The organism is Aeromicrobium sp. P5_D10 (genome assembly GCF_054049535.1).
The window spans coordinates 18562-35978 of the sequence record NZ_JBFUME010000005.1 but is presented as its reverse complement, the minus strand read 5'-3'; the positions used below and the strand labels follow the sequence as shown (position 1 = coordinate 35978).

The following is a 17417-nucleotide window of genomic DNA, read 5'->3' as shown; positions in this document are numbered from 1 at the left end:
AACAGGTCATTGAACGATCAGAGACGGATTCCGAGGGGGGAGGTGGCATTCATGTCCGTTCATGAGCGACTGGCTGAGATCAGCGAGATCGGCCGCGACGAGCTGCGGGGCGGATATTCGCGTCACCTCTTGGATCCGGCCGATATTGCCCTGCGGGAGTGGTTCACGAGGTCCGCTGAGGCGTTGGGGCTCTCTGTCGAGCTGGACGGCAACGCGAATCTGTGGGCCTGGTGGGGACCGGGACGAACCGGAGCCGTGGCCACCGGGAGTCACCTCGACTCAGTTCCCGGAGGCGGCGCATTCGACGGTCCGCTGGGTGTTGTGAGCGCTCTGGAAGCGATCGCGATCCTGCAGGACGATGGCTGGACGCCGTCGCGGCCCATCGCCGTGTGCGCATTCGCCGAGGAGGAGGGTTCCCGCTTCGGAGCCCCATGTCTTGGCTCTCGGCTGATGGTCGGCGAGATCAGCCCGAGCGATGCGCTGACACGTCAGGACATCGACGGGACGACCTTGGAGGAGGCATGGAAGGAGGCCGGGATGGATGTGTCCGCGCTCGGCCCCGACCCCGACCGTCTCGCCGCCATCGACGCATTCGTCGAACTGCATGTCGAACAGGGTGTGGACCTCGAAGTTCGTGGTCTGGCACTCGGCGCGGCATCGGCGATCATGGCCCACGGTAGGTGGCGCCTGTCGATCGAGGGCGAAGGTAATCACGCCGGGACGACGCCGATGGGAGGCCGGTGTGATCCGGTGGTCGCAGCGTCCTCGGCAGTTCTGGCCGTCCGGGAGATCGCTCTGGAACAGTCGGCGGCTCGCGGAACCGTGGGACGGCTCGCCGTGACCCCCAACGGCACGAACGTGATCGCGTCCCGGGTGGACGCCTGGCTCGACATCCGAGCCAACTCAGACGACGAGGTCCGCACGCAGCTCGACGAGACATTGGCGCTCGTCCAGAAACGGGTCGAGGCCGAAGGGTGTTTCCTCGAGGTCCAGGAGGAGTCGTTCTCGCCGTTGGTCGCCTTCGACGAGAAGCTGACGGCACGGATCGCCAAGGTCCTCGGTGACGTCCCGGCCATCCCGACCGGTGCCGGTCATGATGCGGGAGTGCTGTCGGCGTATCTGCCGTCGGCGATGATCTTCGTCCGGAATCCGTCGGGCGTCTCCCATGCCCCCCATGAAGCCGCACGCGCCGAAGACTGCGAACAGGGCGCCAGAGGTCTGGCCGCGGTGTTGCGCGATCTCGCCGGACAGGCCGCCGGATGACCGGCATCCAGAGGGGATTTCACTGTGCGTTCGCCATCGTGGACGGGACGTGGGTCGAAGATGTCCGGATCGCGGCCGTGGGTGACCGGATCACGAGCATCGCCACAGGCGAGGCTGCCTGGCCCGATGACGTGATGCTGGGCGCCGTGATCCCGGGCTTCGCGAATGCCCACTCCCACGCATTTCATCGTGAACTGCGAGGACGTACACATGACGACGGCGGTGATTTCTGGCAGTGGCGGCGCCGGATGTACGACACGGCGGGCGAACTCACCCCCGACGGGTACTTCGGAATCGCCGAGCGGGTGTTCAGCGAGATGCGGGACACGGGTTACACCGCGGTGGGCGAGTTCCACTACGTGCACCACCAACCCGACGGTTCGCAGTACCCCGATCACGCGATGGAGCTGTCGTTGGCGGCGGCCGCGGCCTCGGCCGGCATCCGGATGGTTCTTCTGGACACGTGCTATCTCCAAGGAGGCATCGACCAGCCGCTGAACGTCGAGCAGCGACGGTTCGGGGACGGCGATGCGCGGCGCTGGATCGAGCGCTGGCATGCGCTGCGGGATGCACTTGCCTCGACGGCGGGCGACCTGGTCACTCTCGGTGCCGCGGTGCATTCGGTACGTGCCGTGGCGAGACACGATCTGGCTGTGGTGGCCGAAGGTCTTCCGCGTGACGTCCCGCTTCACGCCCATGTGTCGGAGCAACCGGCCGAGAACCAGGCGTGTCTGGACAAGTACGGACTCACTCCGGTGGGACTGTTCGCCGAGCAAGGGCTTGTCTCACCGCAGTTCTCCGCCGTTCACGCGAGTCATCTCACGGATGCCGATATCAGCATCCTCGGCGATGCCGGGGCAACTGTCGTGATGTGCCCGACGACAGAAGCCGACCTCGGCGACGGGATCGGCCCGGCTCCTGAGCTTCATGCAGCGGGCGTCAGGCTGGCGATCGGCTCCGATCAGCACGTCGTGATCGATCCGTTCGAGGAGATCAGCCGCCTGGAACTCGACCAGCGTCTCCGACTGCAGCGCAGGGGAGTGTTCGACCTCGCCCAGCTGTGGAAAGCCGGCACAATCGGCGGATACGACTCTCTCGGACTGTCGCAGGGTGGAAAAGGCCTCGGCTTCGCGGTCGGAGATCTGTGGGACGCCGTCGAAGTCGATCTCGAGTCACCCAGGACCCGAGGAACTGACAAGTGGCAGCTTCCCCTCACGGCACGTGGCGGGGACGTGCGCGCCACGATCGTGGGCGGTCGAGTGACGCGCCCCGCCACGTGAGATCAGTGGACGACGAGCCACTGTCGGACGCCGATCCGGTCGAGCTCTGGTGAAGGTAGCCACAGGTCGAACCGGTCCGTCCCATGGCTGGCGGTGAGGCAGAGCGCGATGATGGCTCGCGGCGCCGCGAGCGCCGGAGATCGGCACACGTGCAGTTCAGGCGTGGGCCGGTCGCGGTGGTGGGGCGACGTGACGTCGACCATGAGGTTGACGGCCTGGGCGGCGTGGGGGAGCTGGGTCAGGTTCGTCTCGGCGGCGCCGGAGAACGTGAACGCAGTGTTGGCCGAGATCTGGTGTGACACGCCGTCCACCTGCAGGACGACAGACGTGTCGATCGGGACGAAGGTGCGTGTGGCACCGGATATGCGGGAGAACGCTCCCGGTCGGACCAGATCTGCGATGCTCAGGCGCCACGGCGGGAGGCCGTCCGCGAGGTCGGCACTCTCCCGGTAGGAAATCGCTTCTCGTGTCGAGCCGTCGCCTGAAGCCCAGGGGCTCGGGTGGAGATCGGCATAGGGGCGCCAGGGCGCCTCGGACCCACCGCGAGTGTTCGCGGCGGGTCCGTCGGCCGATGTCATGCGCCGGCGAGCGATCCGGTGCGGGCGTCGTTCTCCAGATCGCGCAGGATCTTCAGGAGCAGTACCGCCGTATCAGCGGGATCGCTGATGTTCGGCGAGTGCCTGGCATCTATCTCGTAGATCCGGCACGTGCGTGAGTTCTCGGCGATCCGGGCCGCCCAGTCAGGTTCGACGAGCGTGTCCTGACGCCCGCTCACCAACGCGAGGGGGATGTCGACCGCGTCGAGGATCCGGGGATAGTCGTCCTCGATCTTCGTTCCGCCGGAGAATGGCGTGACGAGGCCCGCCGCGCTGACGGCCCGGAAGTGCGCCGCTGTGGAAGCGTCGCGGAGTCTGAGGCTGACGTGATCCTCGATCGAGGGGAAGTCGCCGGTGAGCAGACGCACGATACGCAGCATGTCGGCGTGAGATCCGTCGAAGTGCGCGAGCGCTGTCAGGGACTCCTTGGTCCGATACGGGCCGCCAGTGCCGGCGATCGACACTGCCGAAGCAAGCCGCCAGCTGAACCAGGGCAACGTCGTGGCGCGCAGTGCCATGGCGCCCCCGAAGGAATTGCCGATCACGTGCGCGGGCCGGTCAGCAAGTCCCAGCGCATCCAACAGGCCCGCGACCTGGCGGAGTCGGAACTCGTACGGCGCGACGTCGAGTTGGACCATCTTGCTGGAGGCCCCGTAGCCGTACAGGTCCGGCGCGAGGATCCGATAGCGGTCGGCCAGGGCCGGGATCAGCGGTCCCCAACTGGCTTCGGCCGATCCGCCCCAGGCTCCGTCGTGCAGGAGGATCAGGGGCTGTGCGGAGGGATCTCCGGCGTCCAGGTAGCTGGTCACGAGCCCGTTCAGCTCGATCTGTCGTCGTCGAGGGTCGGCGAGGTGAGACATCAAGGCCCCTGTCTGTTCCATCAGATGAACTCGTGATCGGACGCGACGATCGATTCGGTGATGTTCCAGTACTCCACGTTCGTGTACGGCCATATCTGCGACACCCGTCCGTGACGGTTCTGGTACCACGTGTTGACGTAGGGCTGTCCCCACGCCATGTTCCGGTTGCCTTCGTCGACCCAGGCGACAAACCGGTCGAGTGCCTCGGGGCGCACGTCGATCGCGGAGGCGCCGCGGGTCAGCACCTCCTGGATCGCCTTGAGCGAGTATTCGACCGCGCGTTCGAGCATGAAGTGCAGACTGCCCGCGACGACGCCGCCGACGTTGGGGCCGTAGATCAGGAAGAAGTTGGGGAAGCCCGGGACCATGATGCCGTTGTGGGCACGGGCGTCTCCGTCCCAGAAGTCGTGGAGTTCGACACCATGGCGTCCGATCACTTCGACTTCGTCGAGGTAGTCGGACGGTTTGAACCCCGTGGCGTAGATGACGGCGTCGACCTCGTGCTCCACACCCGCGCTGTCGACGATGCCGGTCTCGGTGAATCGCTCGATGGCCGCTGTGACGAGGGTCGACTTGTCTTCGAGCAGCGCGGCAGCCCAGACCTCGTTGTCGCGGAGCATCCGCTTGGCTCCAGGAGGGTAGGCCGGGATGACGTGCGCGAGGATCTCGGGCGAGCCGCCGAACTGGGCCTCGAGGCGGGACAACAGATAGTCCCGCAGTTCCTGGTTCTTGGCCGAGACGCTCAGCGGGGCGCCGGACCAGTCCGGTTCTGCTGTGACGGTGTGGGCGCGGCCCGGGATCCCGGTCAGGATGACCCAGAGTCTGAACCACTGGGCGTAGTGGGGGACTTTGCGCTCGAGCCAGCGGAAGGCTTCCGTGACGGAGTGGTGGTAGTTCGGCGCAGGCAGCATCCAGGGCGCGCTGCGCTGGAAGACCGTCAGGGCAGCCACATCGTCGACGATCGCCGGGACGATCTGATACGCGCTGGCACCCGTGCCGATCACAGCGACCCGCAGGCCCTGCAGGTCGACGTTGTGGTCCCATTCCTGGGAGTGCATCGTGATGCCCCGGAACAGGTCTCGTCCATCGAAATCGGGGATGTTGGGGCGGTCGAGCTGGCCCAGTGCGCTGACCACCGCAGAGAACCGGCGTACCTGTTCAGTGCCGTCGGGCCCGCGAGTGGTTGCCTCCCAGGTCGAGTCATCTTCGTTCCAGCGCAGACGCACAAGGGTGGTCGAGAATTCGATCCGATCGACGATTCCTGCGCGTTTCGCGACGTCCTGGAGGTAGTCGAGGATCTCGCCGCCGCGCGCGAACTGATTCGGCCAGTCGCCGCGCTGCGCGAAGGAGTACGAGTAGCCGAACGTCGGTGTGTCGAGCCGGACGCCCGGATAGCTGTTCTTGGCCCATGTGCCGCCGACCGTGGTGTTGGCATCGATCAGCGTGAAGGGCACCTCGGCCTGTGCATATCGGTGTGCAGCGGCGATCCCTGCGACGCCTGCACCGACGATGAGCGTGGGGAAGGCGCGATCCTGGGCGATGTCATCGAAACTCCAGGAGGGGCGTCCCCCTTTGTCCTCGGCGAGATCGAGCTCGTGCTTGAGCATGGGAGTCCAGTCCTCGCGCCCGCCGCTGAGGTAACGCAGGACGTCCTGCACGAGTTCGTCCGGCAAGACCTCGACCGTCGTGATCTCCCGGTCCCTGAGTGATGCGAGTGCGGCTGTGGCGATCTCGACGGCTTCGCGCTGCTGTCCTTCGGACATCCCGCCATGGGGATGGGGCTGGGTGTCGATCGGCGTCAGAGGAGGTTGCAGTTCTGGTCGCAGGAGCGTCGGATCCCCGAGCGCGGCGGCCAAGGCTGCGAGGAGCACCGGAAGTTCCGAGCCGTTCGCCATCTGCCGGAGGAAATCGTCATCCTCGACGATCGCCTCGGACTGCGAGACCTGGTACAGATCGTCGAAGGTGAGCGTTTCTTCCTCGGAGCTTTCGGGGGACGGTGCCATCGAAATGGGTTCCTCTCTCTTCCTCGGCCCGGGTGTCGACCGCGCACTACACACGTCGTCGGTTGGCTGGGCGCAACTGTTTGTATAATACTATGCGAAGTTGAACAATTCGCATATAGTTGTTCGAAAGTGCCGACAGACCCCATTGGTCGGCGGCCCGAATACACCGATGCAGGACGAGAGTGGAGGAGATCACATGAGCGTTTCGATCGACGTCGTGACGGCTTGGCTGGAAGAGTTCGGCAGGGTGTGGCGCGATAGCGACGTGCAAGGCGCGGTCGACATCATGACCCCTGACGGCAGCTACCGGAACAGCCCCTTCCTGGACAAGCCCTACGTCGGACACGACGCGATTGCCGGCTTCTGGGAAGCCGCGCTCGTCGGCGTCTCCGATGTCGATTTCCGCTATGGGGCGCCGGTCATCGACGGTGACCGGGTCGGCGCCGAATGGTGGGTGACCTTGCGTTCTGACGGAGAGCCCTACACCCTCGCCGGGAACTTCTTGCTGACCTTCGAAGGCGACAAGGTCTCGGATCTGCGTGAGTCGTTCGTCAAGCAGCAGGGTGCGCTGACGCCACACGATGGTTGGGGTCTGTGACTCCTCGATGAGCAGGGTCTGTTCGGTCCGCACTATGAGGAGGCACGATGAGCGAGGTTGAGACGTCCCCCGACGTGTTGATCGTCGGTGCAGGGGTCATCGGGGCGAGCGCAGCCCTCGCATTGGCGAAGGCGGGCCACGATGTTCTCGTCGTCGACCGCAACAGCGGTGTCGGCGACGGATCGACCGGATCTTCGGCCGGCATCATCCGAGTCCATGCGAGTGACGTTCAAAGCTCGGCCCTGGCTGCTGACGCCGTGGAGGTGTGGAAGACCTGGTCGGAGTTTCTGGGCGCCTCGTCAGACGAGGTGCTCGCCAGATTCGTCCAGTGCGGTTCGCTGATCCTCGACGCAGACAACGGATTCACCGACCGGGCCGCCGACGCGATGCGCGGTGCCGAGGTGCCTTTCGAGACCTGGTCCTTGGAGGAGATGAGCGGTCACTTCCCGTACATCGATTTCCGCAAGTTCGGTCCGCCGTGCCCAGTTGACGACGAGGCGTTCTGGTCGGAGCCGACAAGCTTCTTGCCGGGTGCGCTCTACACCGAACAGTCGGGCTACGTCGGAGACCCGACTCTGGCAGCGGTCAATCTGATGCACGCCGCGCAAAGGGCCGGTGCGCGACTGCGGCTGTCGACCGGCGTGAGGCGCATCGACGTCGAAGGCGACCGAGTGGTCGGTGTGACGTTGGAAGATGCGACCTGCATCCGGGCGGGCTCGACTCTCGTCGTGGCCGGACCGAACAGCGATGCGCTGGTCGGGGCGATCGGCGGCAACGTCGACTTCCGCGTCCGCACCCGACGCATCCGTGAAGAGCTCCTCCACGTGGCGGCACCACCTGAGCTCGACCTCGCGCTCCAAGGTGTCCACCTCGTCGACGGCGACCTCAACATCAACTTCCGGCCCGAGCACGGCAATGCGTTCCTCGGGGGAAGCAACGGAGATCTTCCGGCAGAACAGACGCTGATCGATGATCCGGACACATTTCACAGGTCGGTCACCGGGCCGGTCTGGGAGCGCACGACCTTACGGCTCGCTCGCAGGATTCCGACGCTGGGCATCCCGCGCGCGAAGACCGGCATCGTGGGACTGTACGACGCCGCGGAGGATTGGCTGCCGATCTACGACCGCACCGGCTTCGACGGGCTCTTCGTCGCGATGGCCACGTCGGGAACGCAGTTCAAGACCGCACCCGTCGTGGGGGAGCTGCTTCGCCACATCATCGAGACCGAGCTGGACGGCCGGGATCACACCCAGACGCCATTTGTCGCCCCGACCAGCGGACGCGCCTACTCGACCGCCCAGTTCTCCCGGTTGCGGGACCCTCGCGAAGGGCAGTCCCGCGGATGAACAGCAATCAAGTGCCATCCGGACAGTCGCTGCTCATCGATGGCATCGCCGAGCTCACCACGAACGATGAGGCCGGTGACGGCCGGCTCGTCGACGCCGCGCTCGTGATGGAAGGCGATCGAATCGTCTGGGTGGGCCCGGCTGCCTCGGCCCCGCCGACCGATAGCCGGTTCGATGCAGCAGGCCGGGCGGTTCTCCCAGGGTGGGTCGACTCGCACACCCACATGGTCTTCGCGGGGGATCGCACCGCGGAGTTCGAAGCACGGATGGCCGGCGAGCCCTATGCCGCCGGGGGAATCCAGACCACGGTCGACGCGACGCGCGCCGCGAGTGAGGCGGCACTCGAGGCGAATCTCATTCGTCTCGTGGCGGAAGCCCGGCGTGCGGGAACCACGACGCTGGAGACCAAGACCGGCTACGGGCTGACCCTCGCTGACGAAGTCCGCGCCGCACAAGTGGCCGGGCGGCATGTGGACGCCGTGACGTTCCTCGGCGCACACGTGGTGCCTGCGGGGTCGGACCCGGACGAGTACCTCGCGCTGGTGACCGGACCGATGCTCGCCGCCGTTGCCCCCTACGTCTCGGCGGTCGACGTCTTCTGTGAAGTCGGGGCCTTTGACGCCGGTGCGACGCGGGCGATCTTGGAGGCCGCCGGGGCACGGGGGCTGGCAACCCGACTCCACGGCAATCAGCTCGGTCATGGGCCCGGTGCTCAACTCGCGGTGGAGTACGGAGCGCGCAGCGTCGATCACCTGGGCTTCCTCAGCAACGAGGATGTAACGGCTCTGGCGGACTCGTGGAGCGGAGGATCGCGGGGAACTGTCGCAACGGTCCTTCCGGCGTGCGATCTCTCGACCCGGATGCCATTGGCCCCGGCACGTCGCCTGATCGACGCCGGCGTCGTGGTCGCGATCGCCTCGAACTGCAATCCGGGAACGTCCTTCACGACGTCGATGAGCTTCTCCGTGGCAACGGCGGTCCTGCAGATGGGCCTGACAGTTCGCGAGGCCGTACGCGCGGCCACGTGGGGCGGGGCAGTCGCATTGGGTATGGACGAAGGCGGCTGGCTCGATCCGGCCGGCGTGGCTCAGCTGGCGGTGGGAGTGATCCGACCTGGTGCGCGGGCCGACCTCCAGATTCTGGATGCGCCGTCCGTGAGCCACCTGGCCTACCGTCCGGGAGTCCCGCTGACACATGCCGTCTGGAGGGCAGGCGTGCGAAGCATGTGAATTGCCGGCCGTCGACGTGTGCCCGCCTGGCCGCGTCGATGTGCCGACCTGCCCTGACTAGACCGAGATTTTGTTCGTCATCACCGATAGGAGACATCATGGATTCACAGATTGCCGGCAAGACCGTTCTCATCACCGGCTCAGCGGAGCGGGCCGGACGGGTCTTCGCCCGCCGCTTCGCCGCCGAGGGCGCGAACGTCGTGGTCAACCACTGGAAACAGAGTGCCCTGGCGGACGAGACCGTCGACCTCATTCGCGCGGACGGGGGACAGGCGCTCGCCGTCGAAGCAGATGTGTCGGACACCGCTGCAGCGAGACGGCTCGTAGACGAAGCGACCGCCTGGAAGGGGGATCTGTCGGTCCTGGTCCACAATGCGAGTTCTTTGCGGTCCAAGGAATTCGAGGACGTGACCGAAGCCGACTTCGATGCTTCGTTCGGCATCAACATCCGCGGGCCGTTCTTCCTCAGCCAAGCTGCCGCCGAAGTCATGAAGAAGCAGGGGCACGGCCGGATCATCGCCCTGGTGGGCAATTCCACCAACGAGGCCTGGCCCAACCTGATCCCGCATGCGCTGTCGAAGACTGCGCTGATCAGGCTGATGGAGCAGCTCGCCGTCGCGCTGTCGCCGGTCGTGCAGTGCAATGCCTTGGCTCCTACGCAGTTCTTCCGATCGGACGACGGCACCAATGACGCGCTGCGCAGCTACCGCGGTGAGCCGCTCGTCGACGGGGACACCTACCGGGTCGGCACGCGGTACGAATTCCGCAACGGTGACGCCGACGATGTGGCCGAGGCCTTGCTCTTCTTGGCCACCTGCTCGTCGTACCTCAACGGGACGGTCATCCGCCTCGATGGAGGAAAAGCGTTGTACTGACGCGCTGTGGTGCCTCCACAGCGTCCAGCGAGCCCGACACAGAAAGTAGTCCCCACATGTCCGTCAGCCCCATCGCGACCGCGACGCGGCGCAGTGCTCTCGACGACGCCCGCGATCAACTCGCCGAAGCCGTGGAGGTCTTGGGTCTGGAGGCCCATGTCTTCCAGTTGTTGGTGGAGTCCCGGCGGGAGATCAGCGTCGCGATCCCGCTGCGGCGCGATGACGGGCAGATCGAAGTCCTTCGCGGCTACCGGGTGCAGCACAACTACTCACGGGGTCCGGCCAAGGGTGGAGTGCGGTTCGACGCCGGCGTCGACCTCGACGAGATCCGTGCGCTGGCCATGTGGATGACGTGGAAGTGCGCGCTCCTGGACGTGCCTTACGGCGGCGCGAAGGGCGGAGTCACGGTCGATCCTCGCAAGTACAGCCGGCGGGAGCTGGAAAGGATCACGCGACGGTATACCTCCGAGATCGCGCCGATCATCGGCCCCGAACAGGACATCCCGGCCCCGGACGTCGGCACTGACGAGCAGACCATGGCATGGATGATGGACACGTTCTCGGTCGGCGCGGGCCACACCGTCTTGGGCGTCGTGACCGGGAAGCCCGTCGCGGTCGGCGGGTCCCTCGGCCGGGCGACATCGACGTCTCGTGGCGTCGTGGCGGTGGCACTCAAGGCGATGGCCCATCTCGGCATCGACCCGTCAGCGCGCGGGGGTGCGACGGCAGCCGTCCAGGGTTTCGGGAAGGTCGGCCGTGCCGCCTCGGTGTTCCTGGCCCGCGAAGGGATGCGGGTCGTGGCTGTCAGCGATGTCAACGGTGCTGTCCATCGACCCGGCGGTCTCGACGTCGCCGCATTGGAAGAGCATGTCGACCGGACCGGGACGGTCGTGGGCTTCGCCGGAGCCAAGCCTTTGGCTGCGGCCGATCTGCTCACCCTCGACGTCGATCTGCTGGTGCCGGCGGCGCTGGAAGGCGTGATCAACGCCGACAATGCTGCGGATGTGCGGGCCCGTCTGGTCGTCGAGGGCGCCAACGGCCCGGTCACCGCCGACGCGGACGCGATCTTGGCGAAGGCCGGAATCCTCGTGGTTCCAGACATCTTGGCGAATGCGGGCGGTGTCGTTGTCTCGTACTTCGAGTGGGTGCAGGCGAATCAGGCTTACTGGTGGACCGAGGACGAAGTTGAGCAGCGGCTCGTGCAGCGGATGAACCAGGGATGGGACAGCGTCCGGGCGTACGCCGACGAACGAGGTCTGTCGCTCCGGCTGGCCGCGACTTGTATGGCAGTGGAACGCGTCTACCAGGCTCACCGGCTCAGGGGGCTCTACCCATGACGTCCGTGCGGACAACCTGGCGCGCGGCGCCTCGGTCGAAACCTTCAGTGGGAGGTGAGTCGAAGTGAGAGGTCACGGTGTCTTGGTGGCGACGCTCATGATGATCGTCGCCATGCCCGCCCTCGACATAGCCGTCGTGGTGTTGGTCCTTCCGGTTGCCGCTTCGGCCGAGAGCGGGGGTGGCTACGGCATAGCCCTGACCGTCTACCTTCTCGGGCTGCTCGCGACGACGCCCCTGTGGGGAGTGTTGAGCGATCGCTATGGCCCCCGACCGCTCCTGCTCGCGGGAACACTGGTTTTCGCAGTGGGTGCCCTGGGTTCGGCGTTCCTGCCGGGCGTGTGGCTCCTCATCGCTTCTCGGGCGGTGCAAGGAATCGGTGCCGGCTCGATGCAGAGCCTGACCCAGGCGGTGGTCGCGTCCCGGATCTCCGACATCTCGGGGCGTGGGCGCGCCTTCGCCCTTTTGTCATCCTCCTGGGGTGGAGCGGCCCTCATCGCCCCCGTCGTTGTCTCCTTCATCCCTTTGCATTCGTGGAGACTCGTATTCCTCGTGACACTGCCGTTGGCGGCTGCTGTGCTCGTGGTGTTCCCCCGCGTGTACCCGCGCGATCAGCCCGTCAAGCGAGAAGCGCTCGATGTGTACGGCTGCACGCTGCTCCTCGCTGCCTCCGCGTGCGTCGCCGTCATGGTCGCCGAGCCCCAGAACCTGATCGGACTCGTCGCGGCTGCACTGTTCGCGGGCGTGGTCGTGGTGCTCCTGGCCGTCGAGAAACGGGCTCGTCATCCCGTCTTGCCTCGTACGCTGTTTCAGCGGCCAGGCTTTTCAGCCGCGCTCTTGGCTGCCGTGGTGCTGGGGTTCGTGCTGACGGTGACGAGTGTCGCCGCCCCGATGTACACACAGCTGGTCCTGGGAGCGAGTCCAGGCGAGTCCGGTGTCGTGTACGCGGCGCTTTGTGCGGCCTGGACGGTCTCAGCCCTGGCGACTGCGCCGCTGCTTCGTCGAACCGGTATCCGTCGGACCGGCCGTCTCGGTGCAGCAACCATCGCGGGCGGGTACGCGCTGCTGATCCTTTCGGTGGTGCTCGACGGCAACCTCTGGTTGAACGCGGCGGCAGCGTTCGTCGTCGGGGCCGGGCTCGGCCCGTTGGCGAATGCTGTCGTCATATCGACCCAGCAGCTTGCTGGAGCTCGCCGGGTCGGAACGGCGTCATCGCTCGGCATGATGTCGCGGTCCTTGGGTCAGTCGATGGCGGTAGTCGCTGTCGCGTTCGCCGTTGTCGTGGCGGAACGCTGGACGAGCGCGGACAGCACTGCAGTCCTTCGAGGGGTGCTGATCAGCTATTCGCTGGCTCTCGTCGCTGCCTTGGGCACGTGGTTCCTCATCGGCGGTATCACTCGGCCCCGGCGTCCTACACCAGTCGCGACAGGCGCCGATATCGACGGTCGGACCGCTGCGCGATCGTCGACGGGTGGCCGGTGAGCGGCGAGTTGGGGGCGGGTAGATGCGGACCTGGTACGTCACTGCTCGTCACGCGGTGGACCACCCACGTCGTCGGGGACGAAGCAGGCCATTCGGTGAGGCGCATGTCCGTCAGGTCGGTGCGGCCCTGACGGCATGCGGTCTGCCGAGCGGGCAATGGGTCATGTTCTGGACGTTGACCTTCGCCGACCTCGACCGGCTCTGCGCCACGTGCGCCGTGGTGGGACACGAAGACCTGGGACGGAAGCCGTCCTCGTCGCCCGGCGGGTGAATCTCCGGGGCGAGGGGGTGCCGAGCAGAATTCAGCGGAGGTCGGGCAACTCCGGCAGCGGGTCTGTGCAGATCGTGTCGGCCTCGTCGCGTGACATCCCCAAGGCCACGAGCACGTCGGACGTGACGGCGTCGACCAGTTCGGCCGCATCGCGTTCGGGCTGGTCGTGCAGGACGTGACCGAGCTCGATCATGGCTCCGGTGACGATGATCATGGCCCGGTCGACGTCGTCGGCCGTGAACTGGCCGGACACAGTGGCGGCCGCGATGTCTCGCCGGGCGCGAGGACCGATGCCGCGAGGCGACTGTGACAACTCGTGGCCCTGGGCGAGCAGCACCCGGCTGATCTGAGGTTCGATCCGATGGATGCGGCCGGTCAGCCGGAAGCTGCGGGCGAAGACCGCCGCGGGGCTCGCCACCTCGCTGCCGATGAGGTCGAGCAGCGCACCGTAGCGCTCGATCGCATCCTCGATCGCGGCATCGAACAGTTCGTCCTTGGAAGAGAAATGGTTGTAGAACGTTCCTATGCCGACATCGGCTCGTTCGGTGACGTCTTGGATGGGGACGCCAGGCCTGCCCTCGGCAAGGAAGGACTGGGCCGCGGTGATCAGAGCAGCGCGAGTGTGCGCCTTGCGTCGGTCGAACCGGGTGGCGCCGACTGGAGCAGGACTCATGGGGTCACCCTATCGATGCGAGGAGGGGGCGATCGTCGTGGCGATCATGGCGCAGAGGGTGCTGAGGTCCGTGCCCGAAGCCATGACGGTGCGGTCGGGACGGACCACGGCTGCCCGAGCACGTCCCTCCAGGAGCCACCTGCCCAGCTGGTGCTCCGGTGAGGCGTGGACGATGCTGCAGTCGCGGGCTGCGAGGGTGTCGGCGTCGGTGGGCGCCGGGGCATCCAGAGTTATCAGCCCCCAGCCCGCGCCGAGCAGCGTGTCGATCGATCGCCCGTCGATCTCCGCGTGGGGGCACAGGTGCCCGGCGAGACGATCGCCGCGCCTCGCGGAAATCAAGGTCGACCCCGACAGCGGGGGCGTGCTGCTGTCGGAGATCTGGCGGCGTATCCCGGGTACCCGGGGCAGGACCGGCACGAGCCGGCGTCTCAGCGTGTCTCCTGCTCGACCGCCGCCGGTCATCACACCGCCCAGTCGGCGCGCCAGCGTGATCAGGTCCTGCGCGTGCGGCCGTCGTTCTGCTTCGTAGGTGTCGAGGACGTCGGCAGCCAAGCGGCCCGACAGGAATCCGGCTGCCTTCCACCCGAGGTTCGCCGCATCACGGAGTCCAGCGCCCATGCCTTGACCGATGAAAGGCGGGGTCAGGTGGGCGGCGTCGCCGAGCAGGAAGATCCGATCGGAGCGCCAGCGGTCGGCAATCGCCGCACGAAAGGTGTACTCAGCGGTGCGCAGCAGATCCAATCCGTGAGGGTCGATGCCGGCCAACCATGGGGCGAGCAGCGGCCGTAGCTGATCGATCGTGGCGAGGTCGCTGGCGTCTTCTTGCGGGAGGAGCTGGAACTCCCAGCGATAGCGGGTCGCTCCGATGCGCATATAGGTCGCCGCACGGGAGGAGTCGCACACCTGGTGGACGCCGTCCCACTGGTTGAGGTTGATCGCGGTGGCGATGTCGACCACGAGCCAGCGCTGTTCGAACGCGAGGCTTTGCAGCGAAGCGCCGATCGAGTCACGCACGACGCTGTTGGCTCCGTCGCAGCCGAGAAGGAGTTCGGCCTCGACGATGTCCTCGGTACCTGAGTCCACCTCGCGACATCTCACCGCGACGGTGCTGGGCGACGTCTGCTCGATGCCTGTGACCTCGACCCCGCCACGGAATGTGACGGATGGCTGTTCGTGCGCGCCGGCGCGGAGAAGTCGTTCGAGGTCCGGTTGGTCGAACATGTTGGCGCGCGGATGGCCGCTGGTCTGCGAGCGACCCTCCCGATTGAACTCGCCGAGAACCCTGAGACGGCGGTCGACGAGTCGGAGTCCAGCGGCGGGCCGGGTTATCGTCGCGAACCTCGATCCGAGACCCAGGCGCCCGATGATGCGGTACACCTCGTCGTCGAGGTGGACGGCTCGCGGCTGCGGGTAGACGTCTTCCCAGCGGTCGATGACGAGGCACTCGACACCGCGGACCCCGAGCTCGATTGCGGCGGTCAGCCCGGTCGGCCCGGCGCCGACGATCACGACGGGCACGCGGTTGGGTGTCGTCATGTGGCCCATCGGACCGGCGTCCGTTGCCGTCCCAGGTCGAGGAGGCCGTCGTCAGTAGCGATGGAGGTCTCGACGAGATCGCCGTCGCGCAGGTAACGGGGGTTCTTGGCCTGTTTTTTGAAGAAGATGCGCCATTTCGTGGCAGCGGGGAGCAGGTTGCCGATCATCTCGATGGGTTTCGGCGGCGCGCTCAGGGCGGTGCCGACCGGCGTGCCGGTCAGCAGGAGGTCGCCAGGTGCCAGGTGCTGGAAGCGGCTCAGTGTCTGCAGCGCCTCGAGCGGGCCGTAGATGATGTCGTCGGCCGTCTGGTCCTGGCGCAGCTCGCCGTTGACCCACAGTCGCAGGCGGAGGTTGTCGAATCGGTCGAGGTCGCCTGGCTCGAGGATCAGCAGCAGCGGGCCTGTGGGTGTGAAGGTGGGGTACGACTTGGACTCGTAGAACTGGGTCTTGGGCAGCTGGACGTCCCGCGCTGACACGTCGTTGGTGATGACCAGCGCAGCGATGAGGTCGGGCAGGTCCTGTGCGGTGACGGGGGTGCCGACCGGCAGGTCGCGACCGAGGACGATGCCGATCTCGACCTCGTAGTCGAGCAGGGTGACATGGGCCGGACGCACGATGTCGTCGTGGGGTCCGCTGATGGAGCCGGACGCCTTCCGGAAGAACGTCAGGGGGACCGATCGCGGATCCATGTTGGCGTCGGCGGCATGCGAGGCGAAGTTGGTCATCTGCGCCACAACGCGGCAGGGAGCTGTGACAGGAGATACCAGCGTGAGGCTCTCGGTCGCGACGACTTCGGCAGCGTTCCGTGCCTCCTCGACGGCGGTGCGGTCGGCAAGCAGTCCGGCGGTCGTGGTCGCAGCGGTCGCGATGCGGGCAGCGCCGTCGTCGCGGAGTAGCCACCAGCTGTCGGCGGTGCGAAGGACAGGAAGGCTCATGAGCGGGCAACTTTCAGTAGGCCGAGGAGTCTGGACAGGTCGAACTCGTTGTCGTTGCGCAGGGCCGTGGCGATCGACACGGCCTCGCGAAGGGAATCGCGACGTGGTGCGACGCCGAGGAAGTCCGCGCTGGCCGGAGGGCCCCACTGGGCAAGGCCCGATGCGGTCATGGGTGCCCAACCGGGTTCGAGGGAGGAGTCGAACAGGTCGCCGTCGCTGAAGTGCTCGACCAGGAAGCCGTCAGGATCGCGCCAGTAGTCGAAGATCTGGCTTCCTTGGATGTGGCGCCCGATTCCCCATGAGTGGCGGTACCCGAGATCCTTCAGGTGCTCGCCGCCCGCAGCGAGTGAGTCGACATCGGCTACCTGGTACGCCGAGTGGACATATCTGTTGCTGGGACCCAGGGTCAACGCCAGCGTGTGATGGTCGGTGGGGGTCGCGCCGCGATCGCAGCGTATGAAGCTCATAGTCGGCCCGCGTCGACGTTGTCCGGGATAGAACAAGAAGTCGCTGACGATCAGGCCCAGGTGCTGCAGGTACCAGTCCAAGGACGCGCGGTAGTGCGTGGTCTGTAGGACGACGTGGCCCAGTCGTTCGACTCGGGCGGGTTCGCGCGCAGGACGATGGGGGTCGTTCGTGCGGTCTGTCGACCTCCCGAAGTTGTAGGTGTGGACCCGTTGGCCGGGCAGCTCGGCGTGCTCGATCACATCGGCGACCACTCGCACGAGGGATCCTGCGGGCTCGCGGACGTCGACGCTGAGGCCGCCGATGTGTTCGGGGAGGGTGCGCACCTTGGTGCCGGTGGCGTTGGCCAGTCGGAGCAGGTCGCGCGGGTCGGCCGCGTGGAACGCGGTCCCGAGAAAGCGTGAGGTCGAGCCTTTGCGGATCATGACGCACGGGGCGCCCGGCAGCGTCCCGCGCAGGGTCAGCTCGCCGGCCGCGCGGTGGACGGTCGTGAAGCCGAAGGCGCGTGCGAAGACCTCGGCGGCGGCCAAATCCGGTTTCTCGAACTCGAGCCAGGCGATGTCGCGCACCTTGATCACTGGGTCGACGGCGCGCCCGGAGTGCTCGCCGGACAGCGGTCCCTGTTCGCTGTGCAGCCCGCGGTGTCGGTGGTCGTGGCTCGGCATGA

At 66.6% G+C, this 17417-nt stretch carries 16 protein-coding genes; 9 read left to right on the top strand and 7 right to left on the bottom strand.

What is annotated here, in order from left to right; translation table 11 throughout:
• Positions 1 to 51: 51 nt before the first annotated feature.
• Both ACXJKC_RS10655 and ACXJKC_RS10650 read left to right on the top strand, forming a co-directional pair.
• Positions 52 to 1263 (top strand): allantoate amidohydrolase, encoded by a 1212-nt coding sequence (locus ACXJKC_RS10655; protein WP_456696687.1) that lies wholly within the window; start codon positions 52 to 54, stop codon positions 1261 to 1263.
• Positions 1260 to 2543: a formimidoylglutamate deiminase gene (locus ACXJKC_RS10650; protein WP_456696686.1), complete on the top strand. Its 1284-nt coding sequence runs from the start codon at positions 1260 to 1262 to the stop codon at positions 2541 to 2543. Before ACXJKC_RS10655 ends, ACXJKC_RS10650 begins: the two co-directional genes overlap by 4 nt.
• 2 nt (positions 2544 to 2545) lie before the next feature.
• Here the strand turns inward: ACXJKC_RS10650 and ACXJKC_RS10645 are convergent, their stop codons facing one another.
• Genes ACXJKC_RS10645 through ACXJKC_RS10635 form a run of 3 tightly spaced genes read right to left on the bottom strand, consistent with a single transcriptional unit; the run spans position 2546 to position 6002 of the window.
• Positions 2546 to 3121, bottom strand: coding sequence for a HutD family protein (locus tag ACXJKC_RS10645; RefSeq protein WP_456696685.1), 576 nt, complete (start codon positions 3119 to 3121; stop codon positions 2546 to 2548).
• Complete coding sequence (locus ACXJKC_RS10640) at positions 3118 to 3999, bottom strand: alpha/beta fold hydrolase (protein WP_456696684.1); 882 nt, start codon at positions 3997 to 3999, stop codon at positions 3118 to 3120. Before ACXJKC_RS10640 ends, ACXJKC_RS10645 begins: the two co-directional genes overlap by 4 nt.
• A gap of 20 nt (positions 4000 to 4019) precedes the next feature.
• Complete coding sequence (locus ACXJKC_RS10635; protein WP_456696683.1) at positions 4020 to 6002, bottom strand: flavin-containing monooxygenase; 1983 nt, start codon at positions 6000 to 6002, stop codon at positions 4020 to 4022.
• Positions 6003 to 6198: 196 nt separating this feature from the next.
• On the opposite strand from ACXJKC_RS10635, the gene ACXJKC_RS10630 reads away from it, so the two are divergent.
• The 7 genes from ACXJKC_RS10630 (at position 6199) to ACXJKC_RS10600 (ending at position 13141) form a co-directional block, all read left to right on the top strand.
• Positions 6199 to 6600, top strand: a complete 402-nt coding sequence (locus ACXJKC_RS10630; RefSeq protein ID WP_456696682.1) for a nuclear transport factor 2 family protein — start codon at positions 6199 to 6201, stop codon at positions 6598 to 6600.
• A 47-nt stretch (positions 6601 to 6647) separates the two neighbouring features.
• Positions 6648 to 7949: an NAD(P)/FAD-dependent oxidoreductase gene (locus ACXJKC_RS10625; protein WP_456696681.1), complete on the top strand. Its 1302-nt coding sequence runs from the start codon at positions 6648 to 6650 to the stop codon at positions 7947 to 7949.
• Positions 7946 to 9178, top strand: a complete 1233-nt coding sequence (hutI, locus tag ACXJKC_RS10620; protein WP_456696680.1) for an imidazolonepropionase — start codon at positions 7946 to 7948, stop codon at positions 9176 to 9178. The genes ACXJKC_RS10625 and hutI overlap by 4 nt, the downstream gene beginning before the upstream one ends.
• 98 nt (positions 9179 to 9276) lie before the next feature.
• Positions 9277 to 10053 carry an SDR family NAD(P)-dependent oxidoreductase gene (locus ACXJKC_RS10615; protein ID WP_456696679.1) on the top strand — a complete coding sequence of 259 codons (777 nt, stop codon included), beginning with the start codon at positions 9277 to 9279 and terminating at the stop codon, positions 10051 to 10053.
• A gap of 56 nt (positions 10054 to 10109) precedes the next feature.
• Complete coding sequence (locus ACXJKC_RS10610) at positions 10110 to 11390, top strand: Glu/Leu/Phe/Val family dehydrogenase (RefSeq protein ID WP_456696678.1); 1281 nt, start codon at positions 10110 to 10112, stop codon at positions 11388 to 11390.
• 64 nt (positions 11391 to 11454) lie between these two features.
• On the top strand, positions 11455 to 12870 hold the full coding sequence (locus ACXJKC_RS10605; protein WP_456696677.1) for an MFS transporter: 1416 nt from the start codon (positions 11455 to 11457) through the stop codon (positions 12868 to 12870).
• A gap of 22 nt (positions 12871 to 12892) precedes the next feature.
• A complete protein-coding gene (locus ACXJKC_RS10600; protein WP_456696676.1) occupies positions 12893 to 13141 on the top strand; it encodes a hypothetical protein in 249 nt (82 codons plus the stop codon).
• A gap of 31 nt (positions 13142 to 13172) precedes the next feature.
• Here the strand turns inward: ACXJKC_RS10600 and ACXJKC_RS10595 are convergent, their stop codons facing one another.
• Genes ACXJKC_RS10595 through ACXJKC_RS10580 form a run of 4 tightly spaced genes read right to left on the bottom strand, consistent with a single transcriptional unit; the run spans position 13173 to position 17415 of the window.
• Positions 13173 to 13814: a TetR/AcrR family transcriptional regulator gene (locus ACXJKC_RS10595; RefSeq protein WP_456696675.1), complete on the bottom strand. Its 642-nt coding sequence runs from the start codon at positions 13812 to 13814 to the stop codon at positions 13173 to 13175.
• A 9-nt stretch (positions 13815 to 13823) separates the two neighbouring features.
• The gene (gene mhpA, locus ACXJKC_RS10590; RefSeq protein WP_456696674.1) at positions 13824 to 15350 is read right to left on the bottom strand and encodes a bifunctional 3-(3-hydroxy-phenyl)propionate/3-hydroxycinnamic acid hydroxylase MhpA; all 1527 of its coding nucleotides are present in this window, start codon (positions 15348 to 15350) and stop codon (positions 13824 to 13826) included.
• Entirely contained in the window at positions 15347 to 16285 is a 939-nt protein-coding gene (locus ACXJKC_RS10585) for a fumarylacetoacetate hydrolase family protein (protein WP_456696673.1), read from the bottom strand. The genes mhpA and ACXJKC_RS10585 overlap by 4 nt, the downstream gene beginning before the upstream one ends.
• Positions 16282 to 17415 carry a VOC family protein gene (locus tag ACXJKC_RS10580; RefSeq protein ID WP_456696672.1) on the bottom strand — a complete coding sequence of 378 codons (1134 nt, stop codon included), beginning with the start codon at positions 17413 to 17415 and terminating at the stop codon, positions 16282 to 16284. Before ACXJKC_RS10580 ends, ACXJKC_RS10585 begins: the two co-directional genes overlap by 4 nt.
• Positions 17416 to 17417: the final 2 nt, after the last annotated feature.